Origin of the sequence: Cyclonatronum proteinivorum (genome assembly GCF_003353065.1) — a bacterium.
GTDB lineage: Bacteria > Bacteroidota > Rhodothermia > Balneolales > Cyclonatronaceae > Cyclonatronum > Cyclonatronum proteinivorum.
The window spans coordinates 1325001-1341397 of the sequence record NZ_CP027806.1; the positions used below are offsets into that span (position 1 = coordinate 1325001).

General features: G+C 53.4%; 13 protein-coding genes. 3 read left to right on the top strand and 10 right to left on the bottom strand.

Features of this window, described 5'->3' with window-relative positions; all coding sequences use genetic code 11:
- Positions 1-270: 270 nt before the first annotated feature.
- Positions 271-723 (bottom strand): OsmC family protein, encoded by a 453-nt coding sequence (locus tag CYPRO_RS05250; protein WP_114983605.1) that lies wholly within the window; start codon positions 721-723, stop codon positions 271-273.
- Positions 724-836: 113 nt separating this feature from the next.
- On the opposite strand from CYPRO_RS05250, the gene CYPRO_RS05255 reads away from it, so the two are divergent.
- Together CYPRO_RS05255 and CYPRO_RS05260 are read left to right on the top strand one after the other, a co-directional pair.
- Positions 837-1544: an SIR2 family NAD-dependent protein deacylase gene (locus CYPRO_RS05255; RefSeq protein ID WP_114983606.1), complete on the top strand. Its 708-nt coding sequence runs from the start codon at positions 837-839 to the stop codon at positions 1542-1544.
- Positions 1537-2451 (top strand): SGNH/GDSL hydrolase family protein, encoded by a 915-nt coding sequence (locus tag CYPRO_RS05260; RefSeq protein WP_114983607.1) that lies wholly within the window; start codon positions 1537-1539, stop codon positions 2449-2451. Before CYPRO_RS05255 ends, CYPRO_RS05260 begins: the two co-directional genes overlap by 8 nt.
- Before the next feature lie 705 nt (positions 2452-3156).
- Here CYPRO_RS05260 and CYPRO_RS05265 read toward each other — a convergent pair.
- From CYPRO_RS05265 to CYPRO_RS05275, 3 genes are all read right to left on the bottom strand, one after another.
- The gene (locus tag CYPRO_RS05265; protein ID WP_114983608.1) at positions 3157-3858 is read right to left on the bottom strand and encodes a hypothetical protein; all 702 of its coding nucleotides are present in this window, start codon (positions 3856-3858) and stop codon (positions 3157-3159) included.
- 18 nt (positions 3859-3876) lie between these two features.
- On the bottom strand, positions 3877-4569 hold the full coding sequence (locus CYPRO_RS05270) for an SDR family NAD(P)-dependent oxidoreductase (RefSeq protein WP_114985710.1): 693 nt from the start codon (positions 4567-4569) through the stop codon (positions 3877-3879).
- Between the two features lie 155 nt (positions 4570-4724).
- Positions 4725-6479 (bottom strand): aromatic amino acid hydroxylase, encoded by a 1755-nt coding sequence (locus CYPRO_RS05275; protein ID WP_114983609.1) that lies wholly within the window; start codon positions 6477-6479, stop codon positions 4725-4727.
- A gap of 294 nt (positions 6480-6773) precedes the next feature.
- Here CYPRO_RS05275 and hisC point away from each other — a divergent pair, with 294 nt between their 5' ends.
- The gene (gene hisC / locus CYPRO_RS05280) at positions 6774-7880 is read left to right on the top strand and encodes a histidinol-phosphate transaminase (protein ID WP_114983610.1); all 1107 of its coding nucleotides are present in this window, start codon (positions 6774-6776) and stop codon (positions 7878-7880) included.
- 1228 nt (positions 7881-9108) lie between these two features.
- On the opposite strand, the gene CYPRO_RS05285 is transcribed toward hisC, so the two are convergent.
- The 6 genes from CYPRO_RS05285 to dnaN form a co-directional block, all read right to left on the bottom strand.
- The gene (locus CYPRO_RS05285) at positions 9109-10593 is read right to left on the bottom strand and encodes an ABC transporter substrate-binding protein (RefSeq protein ID WP_114983611.1); all 1485 of its coding nucleotides are present in this window, start codon (positions 10591-10593) and stop codon (positions 9109-9111) included.
- Between the two features lie 38 nt (positions 10594-10631).
- Positions 10632-11813 (bottom strand): D-alanine--D-alanine ligase, encoded by a 1182-nt coding sequence (locus CYPRO_RS05290; protein ID WP_114983612.1) that lies wholly within the window; start codon positions 11811-11813, stop codon positions 10632-10634.
- Positions 11814-11919: 106 nt separating this feature from the next.
- Positions 11920-13344, bottom strand: a complete 1425-nt coding sequence (locus tag CYPRO_RS05295) for a sensor histidine kinase (protein WP_114983613.1) — start codon at positions 13342-13344, stop codon at positions 11920-11922.
- A 9-nt stretch (positions 13345-13353) separates the two neighbouring features.
- A complete protein-coding gene (locus tag CYPRO_RS05300) occupies positions 13354-14052 on the bottom strand; it encodes a response regulator transcription factor (RefSeq protein WP_114983614.1) in 699 nt (232 codons plus the stop codon).
- A gap of 64 nt (positions 14053-14116) precedes the next feature.
- Positions 14117-14911 (bottom strand): SAM hydrolase/SAM-dependent halogenase family protein, encoded by a 795-nt coding sequence (locus CYPRO_RS05305; RefSeq protein WP_114983615.1) that lies wholly within the window; start codon positions 14909-14911, stop codon positions 14117-14119.
- Positions 14912-14963: 52 nt separating this feature from the next.
- Entirely contained in the window at positions 14964-16076 is a 1113-nt protein-coding gene (dnaN, locus tag CYPRO_RS05310; protein ID WP_114983616.1) for a DNA polymerase III subunit beta, read from the bottom strand.
- Between the last annotated feature and the right edge of the window lie 321 nt (positions 16077-16397).

Genomic DNA, 16397 nt, shown 5'->3' on the forward strand with positions numbered 1-16397 from the left:
GAGCAAAATGGCTTTTTAATTTGTCCCGCATTATTCACGATTAAAGAGGGTTTATTTGCTAAGTTTTCATTTAAATTTGGCTTAGCAAAAAACACCAGTAGCCCAAATTTGGGTGTGGTATAAAGACGTCGAAATTTCCCCGCTGGCTGCGTTGAAGCTGAAAACTCATGCTCAGGGTACTTAGGTACCCTTCCGCTGATTTTTCAGCTTCGCCTTGCCAGCAAGAAAATTTCTTGGTGAATAATGCGGGTTATATCCGCTCTGATTCGGCTACAGGCGTATAACTTCTGTCTCCATCGGGCAGCTTCGTTTCATCATCAGGTTTACGGGGCATTTTTCCGCGATAATGGAAGCCCGGTTCAAAAGCTTGTCTTCCATGTCTGATTTGATGTAAATCTTCTTGTAGAGCTTGCGCACCTTGCCATTATTGGCCATGGCAATCAGTTCGTCAGAAGCACTGTTCTTGTCAATGCTCAGGAGCTCATGCGTAATGTGAACTTCAATCTTTTCCCAGTTCAGCTTTTTATGTGCGAAATATATTTTCAGCGTCATAGCTGTACAGGCGCCAAGGGCGGAGAGCGCTATCGAAAGCGGGTCAGCGGCTTTGTCGGTGCCGCCCATGTCTTCGGGTTCATCGGCAATCAGCTGATGATTTCCCGCTTTGATGTCGGTGAAGAATCCGTTTTTTGATTCTAAAACAGAAATAATAGGATGTTGTGCCATTTATGGAATATTTCAGAACTTCAGCATTCCGGAAATAAAGTTGCAGAATTGAGCTGAAGTAGTAAATTAATAGTTTGTGTATTTGAATATTAGTCTTCAAAAATAAGCAAAAAATGACAGATAAAAAAAAGACCGTAGTCGTGCTCACAGGTGCCGGGGTGAGTGCAGAAAGCGGTATTCAGACCTTCCGCGATTCTGACGGCCTATGGGAAGGCTACAGCGTTGATGAAGTAGCTACCATCGAAGCCTGGCAATGGAATAAGGAAAAAATGCTGGAATTTTATAATCAGCGCAGGGCACAGGCCGCTTCCGTTCAGCCCAACGCCGCACACGAAGCCCTAAAAAAACTTGAAGATCACTTCAGGGTACACATTGTCACCCAGAACGTTGACTCCCTGCATGAACGCGCAGGTTCATCGCACGTCCTTCATCTGCACGGAAAACTCTCTGAAGTGAAAAGTTCGCTGGATGACAGCCTGATCTACGAAATAGGCGACAAGCCCGTAGCCCTTGGCGACAAATGTGAAAAAGGCTCTCAGCTTCGGCCTAATGTCGTTTGGTTTGGCGAACAGGTACCCGAAATTCCGAATGCGCAGCTCATTATGGCACAGGCGGATATCTGCCTGATCATCGGTACATCACTCGTTGTGTACCCTGCGGCAGCGCTCGTGTACGATGTGCCGTTACAGGCCCCCATATTCGTCGTAGATCCGCACAAACCCGCAGAGTTCCGGTTCGACCGGGATATCACTTACATTCAAAAAAGAGCTTCTGAAGGTGTTCCGGAGCTTGTAACCCATTTGATCAACAATTATGGCTGAACCCACCAAAAAAGAACAGGAAGTACAGGTCATTAAGGACTATCTCCTGCCGTACCTGAATCTGGAAAAAGAATATCCGTTGCTGCCGGGTGCGCAATCCATCGAAGGCGTTGCGGCATTTATCGGTCTCACGGCTAAAGAGCTGGCCGATTTACGTGCAGGGTGCGATGAACAGGCAGAGCTTGCTGCGCAGGAGTTACTTAAAGATGACGCCTTTTCTGAACTCACGACAAGGCTGCCGTTTAAAAAGGGCGATCTCATCGTTGGTTTGGGAGACGCAGCGACAAGCGACCTTCAGGGCTGGTTCGAAATACTGCGGCATGTGCTCGAAATCAGCCGTCCGGAGCTTGAACTGCGCTTCCTGAATGCAGCGGTTCGGGGCGACTCTTCCTACGATGTGCTGCGCAGGCTCAATCGCGCGGTAGTCGATCCTAAAGCGTCGTGGGTGTTCGTATGCCTGGGCGCCAGCGACGCCATGCGGCTTGGCGCCATGCCGGAGCGCACGCTTGTTTCGCTCACCGATTTCTGGGAAAACCTAAATACCATTGGGCAGGTCGTCGAAGACGTAAGCGGAAACCCCGCTGTTTGGGTAACGCCTACCCCGGTTTTAACCGCAGAAATGGAGAAATTTGCGCTCTTTGAAGGCATTATCGACAACGCGGATCTCAGTCAGTTCAGGGAAGTCTTTGCGGGCAGAAAAGGCTTTGTGGTCGATCCGCAGGGACGCAGATTCGGGAACCCGCCCGATGTCTGGAACTACCTTGCTGACGGCCTTCATCCTTCTGTTGCAGGTCACGCCCTGACGGTAAAAAGCATTTTCAAAACCCTGCACGACCGCAAATCCGTCAAAAGCAACTTGCTCGATTACGGACTTAATGACGATTTCTTTGAAACCGACGACAACTGAGTGCACAGCCTGAACATCGCTCAGCGTCAGGACAACCCCCGAATGCAGCCCTGAACCCGCCGGGGTTGCATTTTTTTATTTGTTTTTTTTTGGGGGAAACTTCCAGAACATCAGGGGTGCCGGGGTAAATTAGAGCTCCTAAAACGAAGATGAATGCGTTGCTTTTTTTCGGCTGCATGGCCTGATTCCCGGTTCAAAGCACGGCGCCCGGTGCTGTGGATTTACTTGCACAGAGAAGAGTCGTCCTATGCAGGCTGTAAGAAACTGCGATCCGATCTTCCTTCCCAAAAATTGGCTGAGACAAGTTCTCCGAAATATCCCGTGTTTGGCTCTAAGCGACTTCGGCAGAGATCAGGCCGATAAACCTGACGACTTCATTTTGTGGTTCTTACATTTTCATTTCATACACTCCATCATCCGTTGTATAGCACATGGTTGCGATCAACGCGTTTGTCGCAGCCTGAAGCTGTTGCCTTTTCGGCGCTTTTGAAAGGCCTTTGATAGGGAGCTTTTGACAGGCTTCGGAGCCTGAGCCTGTTCGCGTACCCAAAAAGCAAGGGGTTCATCTTTGATTTGGGAAGTGAGTAAAACCACGAAAGACCGTGATGTTCACGGAGTTTCCCCCAAAAAATAAAAAAAGCCGGATTACCAGCTCGTAAGCTTGAATCCGGCTTTGCGGGAATCTGAACGGCCTGTTATTTTTTGTCAGAAGCGGGCAGAGAAGCGAAGCATTTCAAGACCGGCTGACTGATTTACTGCGGTTAGGTTTCCGTTGGGGGTGATGGCGGTTTGGCTGTAAATCGCAGGTTGCAGGGCACTGATACGCGTATTTCCGAAGCTTCCGAGGGTTAGGAGTCCTTCTGACGGACTTGCTGTAGCTGATGGGGTTGCGGCGTAGTCGAAGAAATCGCCGTTGCCGCCGCTTCCGTGTGAAGCAAGGTAGAAGGCGTCGTACAAGCCAAAGGCGAAGCCGGCAAAGGCGCCTGCACCCGCGCCGTACTGCACGCCGTTAAGAATCGGGTTATCGCCAATGAGTGCTATGGCCATGCCGAGGAGCGCGCCCGTACCCGCGCCATAGATGGTATCCATAAATATGATGGCCCCGGAAAAGGGTGCGGTGTTAAAGAAGCCGTTTACCGTACCGCCCTGCGCGATGGTTGCAGCGTCGTAGATACCGATACCAAAACCAAACAGGGTTCCGAAGCCAACGCCAACCATCACGGGGCGATGGCTCGTGCTGTTGGCCAGCGCCATGCCTGCACCGCCAAGCGCTGCGCCGGTTGCTGCACTAATCAGCGTGTTTCCCGCTACAACATTGAGCGATTGGGCCTGCGCGCTTTGTCCCGTATGATGGCTGAGGACAAAAATAAGAAGGCTGTTGAGCACAAGGCTTGTCAAAAATTTCATTGTGTGAGATAAATAGGTTTAGGTTGGATCTGCCAGGGATACCGGCAAAATTTTTCCGTTGAAGAAGCGGTGGGCTTCCGAAGCAAACTTCCCAATATAAGCACCCATTTGATGTGCTTCCACAGGTGCTTTGAGGCCGGGGAAAGCCGCTTCCAGCATTTCGGTTTGTACCGCGCCCAGGCATAAACAGTTCACGCTGATCTGATCGCCCGCCATTTCGGCCGCAAGGCACTCGGTGAGAATGCTCAGCGCACCTTTCGATACCGAATAGGCCGCAAGTCCGGGGAACTTACTACTGCCCTGATAGCCACCCATGCTCCCGATAAAGAGCACGTGTGCGCCGGAGTTGAGCCGGGATTTGCAGCTTCTGACCAGCCGCACAGCCGACATCAGGTTGGCGTCGAGCAGGTACTGCCAGTCGGCGTCGCTTGTTTCGGTGAAGGGTTTGTTGAGCAGCGCCCCGGCATTATGCACAATGCCGTCGAGAGTGAGGTCTTTTTCCGCGAGCAGGGCGTCGAGCCGCGCGTAGGTTGTGTCGTCGCACAGATCGCCGGTCAGGGTTTCGGCGGCGTCGGGCCAGGCCTTTCGGAGCGCGTCAAGTGGTTTGGCACTGCGCGCAAGGCCGATTACGCGGAAGCCTTTGCTGAGCAGCCAGTTTGCGGTCTCCAGACCAATGCCCCGGCTTGCGCCGGTTACAAGTATCGTCTTCATGAATTTGAGTTTTTTTTTAAATAGGGTGATGTGTTCCCGTGCAGCACAAAATGTTGACATAAAAAAAGGGTGCTGGTCTGAAAACCAACACCCTTTAAACTTACGGCATTTCAGCGACTTGCTGAAATCATGCAGAAAGCTTTAACCCGCCGCGGTTAAACCAGCCGCTCCAGCCCCGCTGTGATCACATTCTCATACTGATCTGAGTGGGACTTCAGGGCTTCCAGCTCTGCGGTCAGGCTGGCGCGAAGGGGTTCTCCGCTGCCGTTGAAATTCTTGTTTACCAGTTCCAGCATTTCCAGACGCGGCAGCCACGAAAACGGATACTTTTCCTGCAGCTCCGCATGCAGGGCTTCCAGCGCGTCTGTGCTGACTCTACCCGAGTCACGCAAATCCCGGATTTCCTGATAGATTTCAAAGAGACGCAGTTGCTCGGGCGTGTATGCGTCTTTGATGGTGGTTTTGGTGGATTTCGGCGGGTAAACGTTGAAGTTTTCCTTATCGGCACTGCCGCTGTACACGGACGCGATTCGTGATCCGATACACAGGTCGTACACGCCCCAGTCCGGTGCAAACAGGGTTTCGCCATTCGGACCCGTTACCGTGCAGTCGCTGAACTGCATGAGCAGCAGCTTGCCGTCGCGGCGTATCACGTGATTGAGAAAGCCTTTCACGACTACTCCCGACGCATAAGCGATCTCGCTGTGCTTGCCCGCCGCTATGCCCAGTGCCTGAAGCTCGCCATCGCTGAGATCTTCGGGCGCCTTGTCGGTACCTTTGAAGTGCCCGATGGCCGAGCCGTAGCCGTCCGCGTGATAGTCGGTGCCGTGCCCTTCCAGTTCGGTATCGGCATAAGCGAGTTGGGAAGGCCCTTCGGTTTTGATGTAGAACTCCTTGCCGTCGGCGTCGGTCATCACGGATGTAAACACCCCGGAAACCTGAATACCGGAGCTGAACACGCAGGTGCCCACATTTTCGCTGTCGATCACGCGCTGCACCGATTTCGCGCCGCCCGTGCGGAAGCACATCTGATCGGCGAATGCTTCGAGCACATCCAGCAAATGCTGGAAATCGCGCGCCACAAACAGCTGCGGCTGCATCTTGGTGATGTCGTAGTTGGTATTCACGCAGTCAACTGAGAGCGGGATTTTTTTGACCTCCGGACTCATGCACGCCTTGCTTTCTCCCACGGATGAAAGCAGACCGGCGCCGTACAGCTTGAAATCCTCCGGTGTGCCGACCAGCCCGTATTCGACCGTCCACCAGTGCATGCGCGATAGCAGCGCGGCCTCCGAGGGCACGGTATTGGCCGCGGTTTTTTCTTCGAGCACGCGCTCGGCTTCTTCGATTTGCTCCGCCGTTGCGTTGGGATACTCTTTGATGATGGAGAGATAGCGGATGGCTTCGTAAATCTCGTAATCGAGCTTCGAGAAGACCGCTTTTGCGCCGTACTGTCCGAATTTCTGAAGGTACTCGGCATACAGCGGATCGGCGATGATGGGCGCATGACCCGCGGCTTCGTGCACGATGTCGGGCGCCGGGGTGTACAGGATGTTGCCGATGTTGCGCAGATCAGCGGAGATCACCAGAATTTTGTGCTCGGAAAACTCCATGAACGCCGCAGGCGGCACGAAGCCGTCTACCACTACGGCACGCCAGCCGATCTGCCCCAGCCGCTCGTTCATTTCATTGATGTGCGGCACCGTATCAATGCTGATTCCCGTTTTCTTCAGTCCGTCGAGATAGGCTTCATGGGCCACATTTTTGAGATAGTCCACATTCCGGCGCATGATGTAGCGCCAGGTTGCGTGATGTTCGGGCGTGTACTCGTCGTAGTGCTGTTTTACCACAAACTGACGCAGATACGACGGAATCGACGCAATGACCTGATCCTGTGTTAGCTGTTCCATAAATTGAGATGTTTAAGTTTGATTGTAAGCGCTTTTCTGTTTAACACGGGCTAAAAATAAGCAGAATGCGCACGCTATTAAGATTTATCTTGTTAATTTGCTGCAATATAAAAGTCCGTGCGGTTTGCCGAATGCCGCGAATTGTAATAAAGATTTAAGCAGGCATAATACCGTTTGACGGATCGCCCGCCAACCGGATTAAAACCGTATTTTCGGGCCGTTGAAACGCACATCCGCGTGCCTGAAATCAGCTCTTCCACCATGCCATTTCTAATTTTTAACATTTGATTCCCTGTGATTCCTGTACCCAAGCACATCGAACAGCTCAAGCCTTACGTAGCCGGAAAAACCATCGAAGAAGTTGTGGCGCAGTACAATCCGCCACGCATTTCCAAGCTTGCTTCCAATGAAAACCGCCTGGGCTGCAGCCAGAAAGCCATAGACGCTGCGCAGCAGGCCGTCTCAACCATCATGAATTACCCCGATCCGGCCTGTACGCTCCTGCGTCAGAAAATAGCGGAAAAGACCGGCATACCGGCGGAGCGTATCTTGCCGGGCAGCGGTTCGGAAGGCGTGATGCAGCTCATCATCAAAACCTACTTTGAGCCGCACGAGCACGCGCTAACGGCTTCGGCAACCTTCATCGGCTTTCTCGTGCTCATCAACAGCCGGGGCGTCGGCCTGCGTCAGTTGCCGCTCACATCCGACTACCGCTTCGACACCGAAGCCCTTGCCGATGCCATCACCGCCGATACCCGCATGGTGTACATCGCCAACCCCAACAACCCGACCGGCACCTACATCACCAAAACCGAGTTCGAAACCTTCATGGCCCGCGTGCCCGAACACGTGATGGTCATCATGGATGAAGCCTACCACGAGTTCGCCGCCGGCCTCGACGACTACCCCGATGCCGCAAGCTACGGCTACGACAACGTCATCAGCCTGCGCACCTTCTCCAAAGCCTACGGACTCGCCGGCTACCGCATCGGCTACTGCGTCGCCCACCCGGACATCATCAAAACCCTGATGAAGGTCAAGCTCCCCTTCGAGCCCAGCCTGCCCGCGCAGTACGCCGCCATGGGCGCCCTCGACGACGACGACTTCCTGCACCGAACCCAGGAAATGGTCGCCGCCGCACGCAACCGCCTCTACCGCTTCCTCACCGAAAAAGAGATGCAGTTCGTACCCTCGGCCTCCAACTCCGTCATGATGGTATTCGACACCGAAGCGCAGGCCGTATTCTTCACCGAAGAGATGCTCAAAAAAGGCGTCATCCTTCGCCGCCTGCCCGGCTTCGGCCTCGCCAACTGCGTCCGCGTCACCGTAGGCATCGACACCGAGATGGAGCACTTCGAACAAGCCTTCGAAGCCATTTACGAAAACTTGAACCCAGCCTGATTCCCCGACCCCCAGCCTCCCGGGTAGTGCTAAAGCTTCGTTATTATTTGGGGGAAACACCGAGAGCATCACGGTCAGCAGTGATGGTTTAGGCATCCCAAATCGGTCTCAGGGGCCCGTGGTTTTTGTTTGAAGTCCGGATGTTGGTCATCGCCCTTTCCCCCAAAACCGCAATGCCGCATCCACGCGAAGATAGCACGCGGATTGGACGCGTAGGGCAGGATCTATTGAATTTTTTCGGATATGAGCCCGCCAGCATTTATAGTACAAATCCAGCCGTACCACGGACGGGGTTATGATTTGCTGTACAAAGCGTTTCCGTCCCAAAATCCCGAAGGGATGTCATTTTTGTAGCAACCACGCATCCAACCCAACCAAAACCCCGAAGGGGTGAAATTATTCACGGCGGCTATAATGCCACCCCTTCAGGGTTTTATGCATTGGGATTCCATTTTGCTACAATCATTTCACCCTTTCAGGGTTGATGGCATCTTGCCTGGACCCTACATCAGTTTTACACTTGTAGCGTCATCTGTAAGATCTCAGTTGGCTGAATAACCCGGAAGCTCACCAGCGTTGGAATAGTCCGCGCGACGCGGCCCCTGTGACCGGGCCAGTTTACCGGGTGTACAAAAATGAAGGAGATCTCTCACATGCAGCCTTCACACATCCCGTGCTTGTTAAGCAGCCGTGGCTTCGAAGGGCCCCCACCAAATGAGAAGCGTTCGAAATGACAGGAGCGAAGTTTGGATGTCAGAAGCGTATCGGGCATTCGTCATTCCGCATCCAGCATCCGGCATCCGGCATCAGACCCCCCAATCCCGAAGGGATGTCATTATTGTAGCAAACCACGCATCCAACCCAACAAAAAACCCCGAAGGGGTGAAATTATTCACGGCGGCTATATTGACACCCCTTCGGGGTTCATCGGCTGTGAAGCTTCGTTTTTGCTACAATCATATCACCCTTTCAGGGTTGATGGCGTTATTGTAGCGACTATGAAAAAAAGCAACGCCTTTATCTTAGGTTTGGGGGCTCGGAATTTGTCCCCGCAACTCCTGATGTTCACGGAGTTTTCCCCAAAAAAAATAAAAGCCCGGACTGCCAAAACAGCCGGGCTTTCAGGGGTAAAAACCGGGTCAGCCTGTCTTAAATCTGACTTGGACGCCAAAAATTCGAAGACAACTCAGAAATCTGCACTCTGCACTCTGCACTCTGCACTGAGAACTCACTCCGCTTCAAAGGCTTCGAGTGAGATCCACCAGGGGGTGTTGTTGAATGTTATGCCGCTGATGTTGTGCGGGTGCAGGGCGTGGTTTTGATAGCTGAAGCGGACGGCTACGGCGCTGTTCAGCCCTATGCTGCGGGCGTGATGATCATCGGTGCTGTAGAAGAGCATGTCGCGGTTGGGGCGGTTCAGAATCAGCAGGCTTGGGTCGTGCGTGTCCTGAAACTGACTCAGCCACAGGGTCGCGGCGTAGGTTCCGAATCCCATCGGCCAGGCGCCGGCGGTTAGACCGGCAGGGAGCAAATTTTCAGACGGACGTTCGTCTTCACGAAGACCGGCCCAGTCCGGATGGAGCGTAAAGCTGAGATTGGCGGGAAGCTCATCGGTAAACTGTTCGGATGTGACGGGCTGCAGCAAGGCCCCCGCCTGTTCCGCTGAAATGCGTGCGAAGTTGTCTGCAATGAAATGAAAGCCGAAGCCGCTTTCGAAGGTGGGGATCAGGGTGTACATCTCGTCGAAGCCGGGGGCAAGCTGATCGCCGCTTTCGCTCAGGAGCGTCTTCGCCGTGCGCGGGCCCATTTGCGGGATGAGATCGAGCTGACCGCTGCCCATGGCGGCAAAGAGCTCGGTTTCGCTATCGAAAAAGTGCCATTCCGCGGTCATGATGTTACCGCCTACCCGATCGGTGTCAAAATCAATCAGGTTGCGCTCAAGTACGATCAGAGAATCCCCCGAAGACGCGGCAAAGCGAAATTTGCCGGTACCGACCGGCTGTCCGTGCAGGCCGTTGCTGCGGTGTTCGAAGACTTCCTGCGGATAAATGACGGCATAGGGAGAAGCCAGTAAAACGGGGAAATCCGGCTCAGGGGCGTTCAGGGTGAAGCGCACGCGGTGTTCGTCCAGCACTTCAATGCCTTCGATACCGCCAAAGAGCACGTCCTGTTCGAAGAAGGTGTGACGCTCTTCCAGCACAAAAGCTTCCATGCCCTTGATGTAGGTGCTGAACAGGTTTGCCGCATACACCGGCACGTTGTAAAGCGCCATCCGACGGAAGACAAAGGCGACGTCTTCGGCATTCACGCTGCGTCCGCGGCCCGCCGCAAAAGCGGGATCGTCATGGAAAAAGGCGTCCGTGCGCAGGGTGAAGGTGTATTGCAGGGAGTCGGGGCTGATTTCCCAACTTTCGGCCAGCTGTGGCACCGCGCGGCCTTCGGCGTCGAGACCGGTAAGGCCGTCATAAATGAATCGGATGAAGCGCTGTGCCCCGGGGCTGTGGGCGAACAGGGGATCCATGCTGCCCGGTTTCTGCAATTCGCCCATGCGCAGGGTGAAGGGCTCCTGACCGGGTTCCGGACTTACCGGCTGCGGTGCCGGCTCAAAAGTACGGGCCTGATCGCGGACCTGAACGGTTTCAGTGGAGGAGCCGCAGGCCTGCAGCAGCAGAAGCAGCGTTAGGGTTGCGAGCAGGGAAATGGGTGTGCGCATAGTGAAGCAATGAAATGGAGGGGTTGGGAAGAGTTGAATCAGCCTTTGCCTTTCAGGCCTTTGATACCTTTAACTGCCTTTGTGCTGAGCAGGTTCGTGTCGTAGCTGCGGACGCGCCCGTTTTTTTCACGATGACGCGCAACGGCAATATCCAGCAGTTTTGTCATTAGTTGGGGGAAAGAAACGCCTGATTTATCCCACAGGTAGAAAGAAAAGGAGCCGGGTATGGTATTGATTTCGTTGAAATAGAATTTCCCGCTCGTATCGTTCACAAGAAAGTCGAAGCGCGCCACGCCAGCGGCGCCCAGCTCGCGAAACAGCTTTAGAGAAGCTTGCTGAATGGCGGTGGTGAGCTCGTCAGAAATCGGGGCTGGAATAATGCGGCTTGCGGAAGCCATGCCCTTGCCGGCGTCGCCCATGTACTTATCCTGAAAGGAGAGCAGTTCTTCCGCGCCTTTGGGCTGTTCGCACACGCTCGCTTGTGCGTCGGCGCCGTTGCCGAGTACCGCGCAGTTGACTTCGCGCAGCGGACGTACAGCTTTCTCTACAAGCAGGCGGGCGTCGTAGCGGAAGCCGGTTTCAATGGCGCGAATGAGGGGTTCTCGTCCGCTTACGACTTCGACCCCAATGCTACTGCCGAGCTGCATTGGCTTTACCACTACGGTGCTGTCGAGCGCGAGCAGCTGTTCGAGCAGGGTATCGCGCCCGGCGACCCACTCATATTCTCTGAAATCAATGCCTTCAACAACCGGCACCCCGCAGGAAACGGCCATGATTTTGGCCGCTTTTTTGTCCATGCCCACCGAAGAAGCCATCACGCCGCTTCCGGTGTAGGGCAGGTTATATTGCTCGCAGAGTCCCTGAAAGGCGCCGTTTTCGCCTTCCGCCCCGTGAAAGGCTACAAGCACCACATCCACCGGCCAGCTTTTGGGCTTGCTGAACAGGCCGCCTTTGCGGGTTTCGGTGAGCACGGTCCGGCCCATCGCATCCGTCTGAAAGGCACAGGGCAGGGCTGTTTGCTCCAGGGTTTTCAGGTCTTTGTAGGATTCGAGTTCGAGCAGCTGCGGCCCGGTGAGGAAGCGTCCGCTTTTGGTTACGTAGAGCGGCAGCAGCTCAAGACCACTGTCCTTGAGGGCACTTGCGGCCTGCATGGCGCTGATCACCGAAACTTCGTGCTCAGGCGACGCGCCGCCAAAGGCAATTAAAACATGCTGATACATAGCGTAGGGTTGTGAATATTTTTTTATCGATGGATGGGCCTGTATGCCTGAACCCGCGTAAGGTGCTGTTTAAGCACGGGATACAAGCCGGTGTCAGGCCTGAAACTCAGGTCGCTTTGGGCAGCCGGAACGTCATACGGGTTCCCTTTCCGGGCGCACTCTCGACCGATATTTCGGTACGATGGGCATCAAGGATGGTCTTCACGACGGACAGACCGAGTCCGGTACCGCCGCTATCGCGGGAACGCGCCTTGTCGGTTCGGTAGAAGCGGTCGAAAAGATACGGAATATGCTCGGCCTGTATGCCGATTCCGGTATCTTTCACGCTGATTTCCGCCTGATTGAGCGGATCGGGCAGAAGTCTCCAGCGGACTTCAACTGTGCCCTGCGCCGAATATTTGAGGGCATTGCTGATCAGGTTGTCCAGCACCTGTTCTATCTTATTGGGATCGGCATACACGCTGCAATAGGCAGGCCCGTCAAACACGAGCTTCAGCTTCTTTTCTTCGGCAAGTGTGCTGTAGGCCTGTTCCAGATTCATCATCACCTTGCTCAGTACAAAATTGCGGGGATGTACGAAATTCGGGTCGAGGTCAGAGCGCTGCAGCGTCATCAGGTCCTGAAACAGCCGGTTCATGCGCTGCGACTGATTGCGGGCGCTCTGCAAAAAACGGGTTCGCTTTTCATCGGGCAGGTTGTTCATGTCCAGCATTTCAAGCGCCCCGGAAATGGTATGCAACGGATTTCTGATTTCATGCGCGATATCGGCATAGAATTGTTTCTGCCGGTTGCTTGCCGCCAATAGTTTTTCATTTTCCTGACGCAGCCGGTCTGACATCTGATTCAGGGACTGTGCGAGGGTGCCGAACTCATCTGAGCGGTTCAGCTCGATTCTGTATTCGGTTTCTCCGCCGGCAATGCGTTTGGCGGCCTGCGTGAGCTGTGTGATGGGCCGCGCGAGGTAGTTGCTGAACATAAAGCTCACAAACAGGATGATGGCAATCGAGACAAACATCCCCGAATAAATGATCCAGCGGATGGTGTGCACCGGCTGATAAATTTCGGATTTGAGCCGGCTTATTTCGATGGTGTAGCGCGATTCTTCAAGCTGCAGATACAGGTTGCCGTACACAAAAATGCGGTCGTACTCTTCCCGGTGATGTACCGCAAGGGAAGTCGCGTGCATTTCCCCTAAAATTTCCTGAAGCTCGCCGGAAAGGGTTGTGTAAGCGGTCGGGTCCCAGTTTTGGGTGCGGACAGGCCGCAGCATGAGTTCGCCCGCATGATCGAACACGCGAATGTCATAGATAGACTCGCGCCCGATAACCGGCAGAACTTCTACAAGATCGCGCTCGGTTTTGCTCGTAAGCTGCAGGGTCACCAGAATCTGATTGGCATCTGCACGCATATCTGCCTCCGCCTGATTCATCAGATAGCCCCTGATAAACACAATGGAATAGCTACTGATGGCGGTTACGCCGAAAACCAGCAGCAGGATAAAGGTGAGGGAGAGCTTAAACTGAATGCGCATGGCGGCTGATTATCCCGCCATTTCTCGGTTCATGCCGTAGCCGGTGCCGCGGTAGGTTTTGATGGCTTCCCCCGCTGCACCCAGCTTGATACGCAGGTTTTTAACGTGAACATCAACCGTGCGGTCAAACACGAATTTCTGATCGTCGGAGATGTGCTCCAGAATTTCCTGCCGGGTGTACACTTTGTTGGGCTGTTGCAGGAAGAGTTCCAGAATCCGGAATTCGGTATGGGTGAGGTCAACCCGCTGATTATCGACCTGTACTTCAAAATTGGTCGCATCCAGGTAGATGTTACGGAAGTGCAGCCATCCGGAAGAGCGGGCCGGCTGCCGCCGAAGCAGGCTCTTTACGCGCGCTTCAATCAGTTTAAAACTTGCGGGTTTAGCAATGTAGTCATCTGCACCCGCTTCAAGCCCTGATATTTCGTCGCTCTCCTGATCCTTGGCGGTAAGAAATATGATAGGCACCGACGCAAGAATGGGGTTGTCGCGCATGCGCTTGCAGATTTCCATGCCATTGACCGAAGGCACCATGATATCAAGGATGGCGAGATCAATCTTGTCGGGTCGCTGCGTGATGTACTCCATCGCCTGTTTGCCGTCGTAGGCCTGCAGGACTTCAAAATTGTGCATTTCGAGATAGTTGGCCAGCATGTCAGCGGCCTCTTTTTCATCTTCAAGAAGCAGGATTGCGTGCTTTACGTCCACCGGATCAGGGTTAAAAAAATTAGGGTTTGATTGCTAAAGGTAGCAAACATCACAGGAACCCGCATCATTTCTTAAACACTACCGAAACTACGGTTCCCTTGCGTGCGCTCAGCATTTCGGCTGCATTTCCGTCGCGCACAGAAATTTCGAGCATGCCGCTACTTCCGATCAGGGCCAGCGGCTCGCCTTCGGTTACGGAGCTGTAACAGTGCTCTACCGCATCCAGGATGGCAGAGCCGGCATAAATCTTGACGCCCGGATTCCCGTTTTCGGGCAGCAGGTTTTGCGGGATGTTGGTGATGAGGTTGCCGTAGGTATCGATGTGACTCACCCATCCCTGAACGCCTTCCTGATCCGCAATAGGTTCAGCCCAGCGGTAGTAAACAGGCTTCTCAACCACAGGACCGAAAGCTTCGGGCGGGGTGCCTGTGCTGAGGTAGGCTGCGGCCGGCGCGAAAATATCCCTGCCGTGAAAGGTGTTGGAAACAGGTTTCCGCATGAAATCCTGGTTCTGTATCTCCCGGGCACGCAGGTTTTTGCCGCTCGCGGTGAGCGGGAACAGTCCGTTATCCGGCCCTACAAAAAAATGCCCTTCGATTTCGCAAATCAAAGGGCGGCGGTCACTTCCGACACCGGGATCTACCACACAAAGATGAACTGTACCGGGCGGGAAGTCGAAAGCTGCATTCTTGAGTACCCATGCGCCGGCCATAATGTCCTGAGGGGGCAGCGCATGGGAAATGTCTATCATTCGCGCCTGCGGATTAATCCGCAAAATGGCGGCCTTCATGGCCGCGGTGTAGTAGTCCTGATATCCAAAGTCGGTCGTAAGCGTTATGAGAGGCGGATTTTCACGCATGTACAGAAATTAGTGGAAAAGTCGGATCAGGCAGGCCGGGCGCAGCGCTGATTTAATAGGTGTTGAGCATCACCGGCATCACAAGCATCAGAATATCTTTGCCTTCTTCCTGAGAAGCTGGTTTCACGATTCCGGCCCGGTTTGGGGTGGAGAACTCAAATTTAACTTCAGAATCATTTACATTGCTGATCACATCGGCAAGGTAGCGGGCATTGAAGCCGATTTCGAGGGGCTCATCTGCATACTCAGCGGCAAGACGCTCTTCCGCTTCGCTACTCATATCAATGTCTTCGGCCTTAATGTTGAGCTCATCCGCTTCAAGACGAAGCCTGATTTGCTTGCTTGTGGAGCTTGAGAAAATGGACACCCGCTTAACGGTAGCAAGCAGTTCGTCCTTGCCGACAATCATGTTCTTGTCGTTGTCGCGGGGGATGACCGTTTCGTAGTTGGGGTATTGCTGATTGATGAGGCGGGCGATAATCTGTGTATTGCCACTCTTGAAACTCACGTGCTGATCGGTCACGCTTACCACACACTCGAGTTCATCGAGTGATTTGCTGGTAAGATTCAGCGCTTTGTCAGGTACAATGAAATTGATTTCATAGTCGGCTTTCAGCTCAGAAAGGGTGAGCTTCACGAGGCGGTGTCCGTCCGTTGCTACGACTTTGCTTTGCTCGGTACCAATCTGAAAATAAACGCCCATCATAGCGGGACGTAAGTCATCGGTTGAAACTGCAAAGCTGGTTTTCATGATGGCATCCCGGATAATGCCTGTTGAGGTCTCAATATCCACAGCTTCTGTGAGGGAGGGCGTCTCCGGAAACTCATTTCCGTCTTCTCCGGCGAGACGGTACTGTCCTTTGTCGGTCTTAAATACAACATTAAAGCGGTCATCAATCATGAACGAAACCGGAATGTCGGGCAAGGCGCGAAGGGCGTCGAGCAAACGACGGGCCGGTACGGCGACAGAGCCCTCTTCTTCAATTTCGGCACTCACGTATTCAACAATTGTGACTTCAAGATCAGTAGCCGAGAGTTTTAGTTTGCCGTCCTCACTTTCAAAAAGCACCATTTCCAGAATGGGCATGGTCGCTTTGGCCGGTACAGCACCGGCTACAGCTGAAAGACTCTTGACAAGTTCACCGCTTGAGACATTAAATTTCATGGAAGAGTTGGAATAAGTTTTGAATGTTGAATCAATATAAACAGGTGGTTAGGAGTGCCTAAACGCGTATTTGGTTTAATATTTAATAGTAAGGAATTAATAATGGGCTTGCAAACAGAATCGCGCCGGTTTGCAGGTGCTGCGCGACTGTAAACGGACGCTGCAAGGTTCGGAAATGCCGCTCAGAAAGCGCTTGTCAGCCTGTTTTATTTCTGCGCAAAGCCTGAGACCATCAGCGATTAATCTGACTGCATCCGCCCGCAAGGTAATTAAGTGAACAACTTCAGGGATGTTTGAAACTAAATAATATGTATGATATAT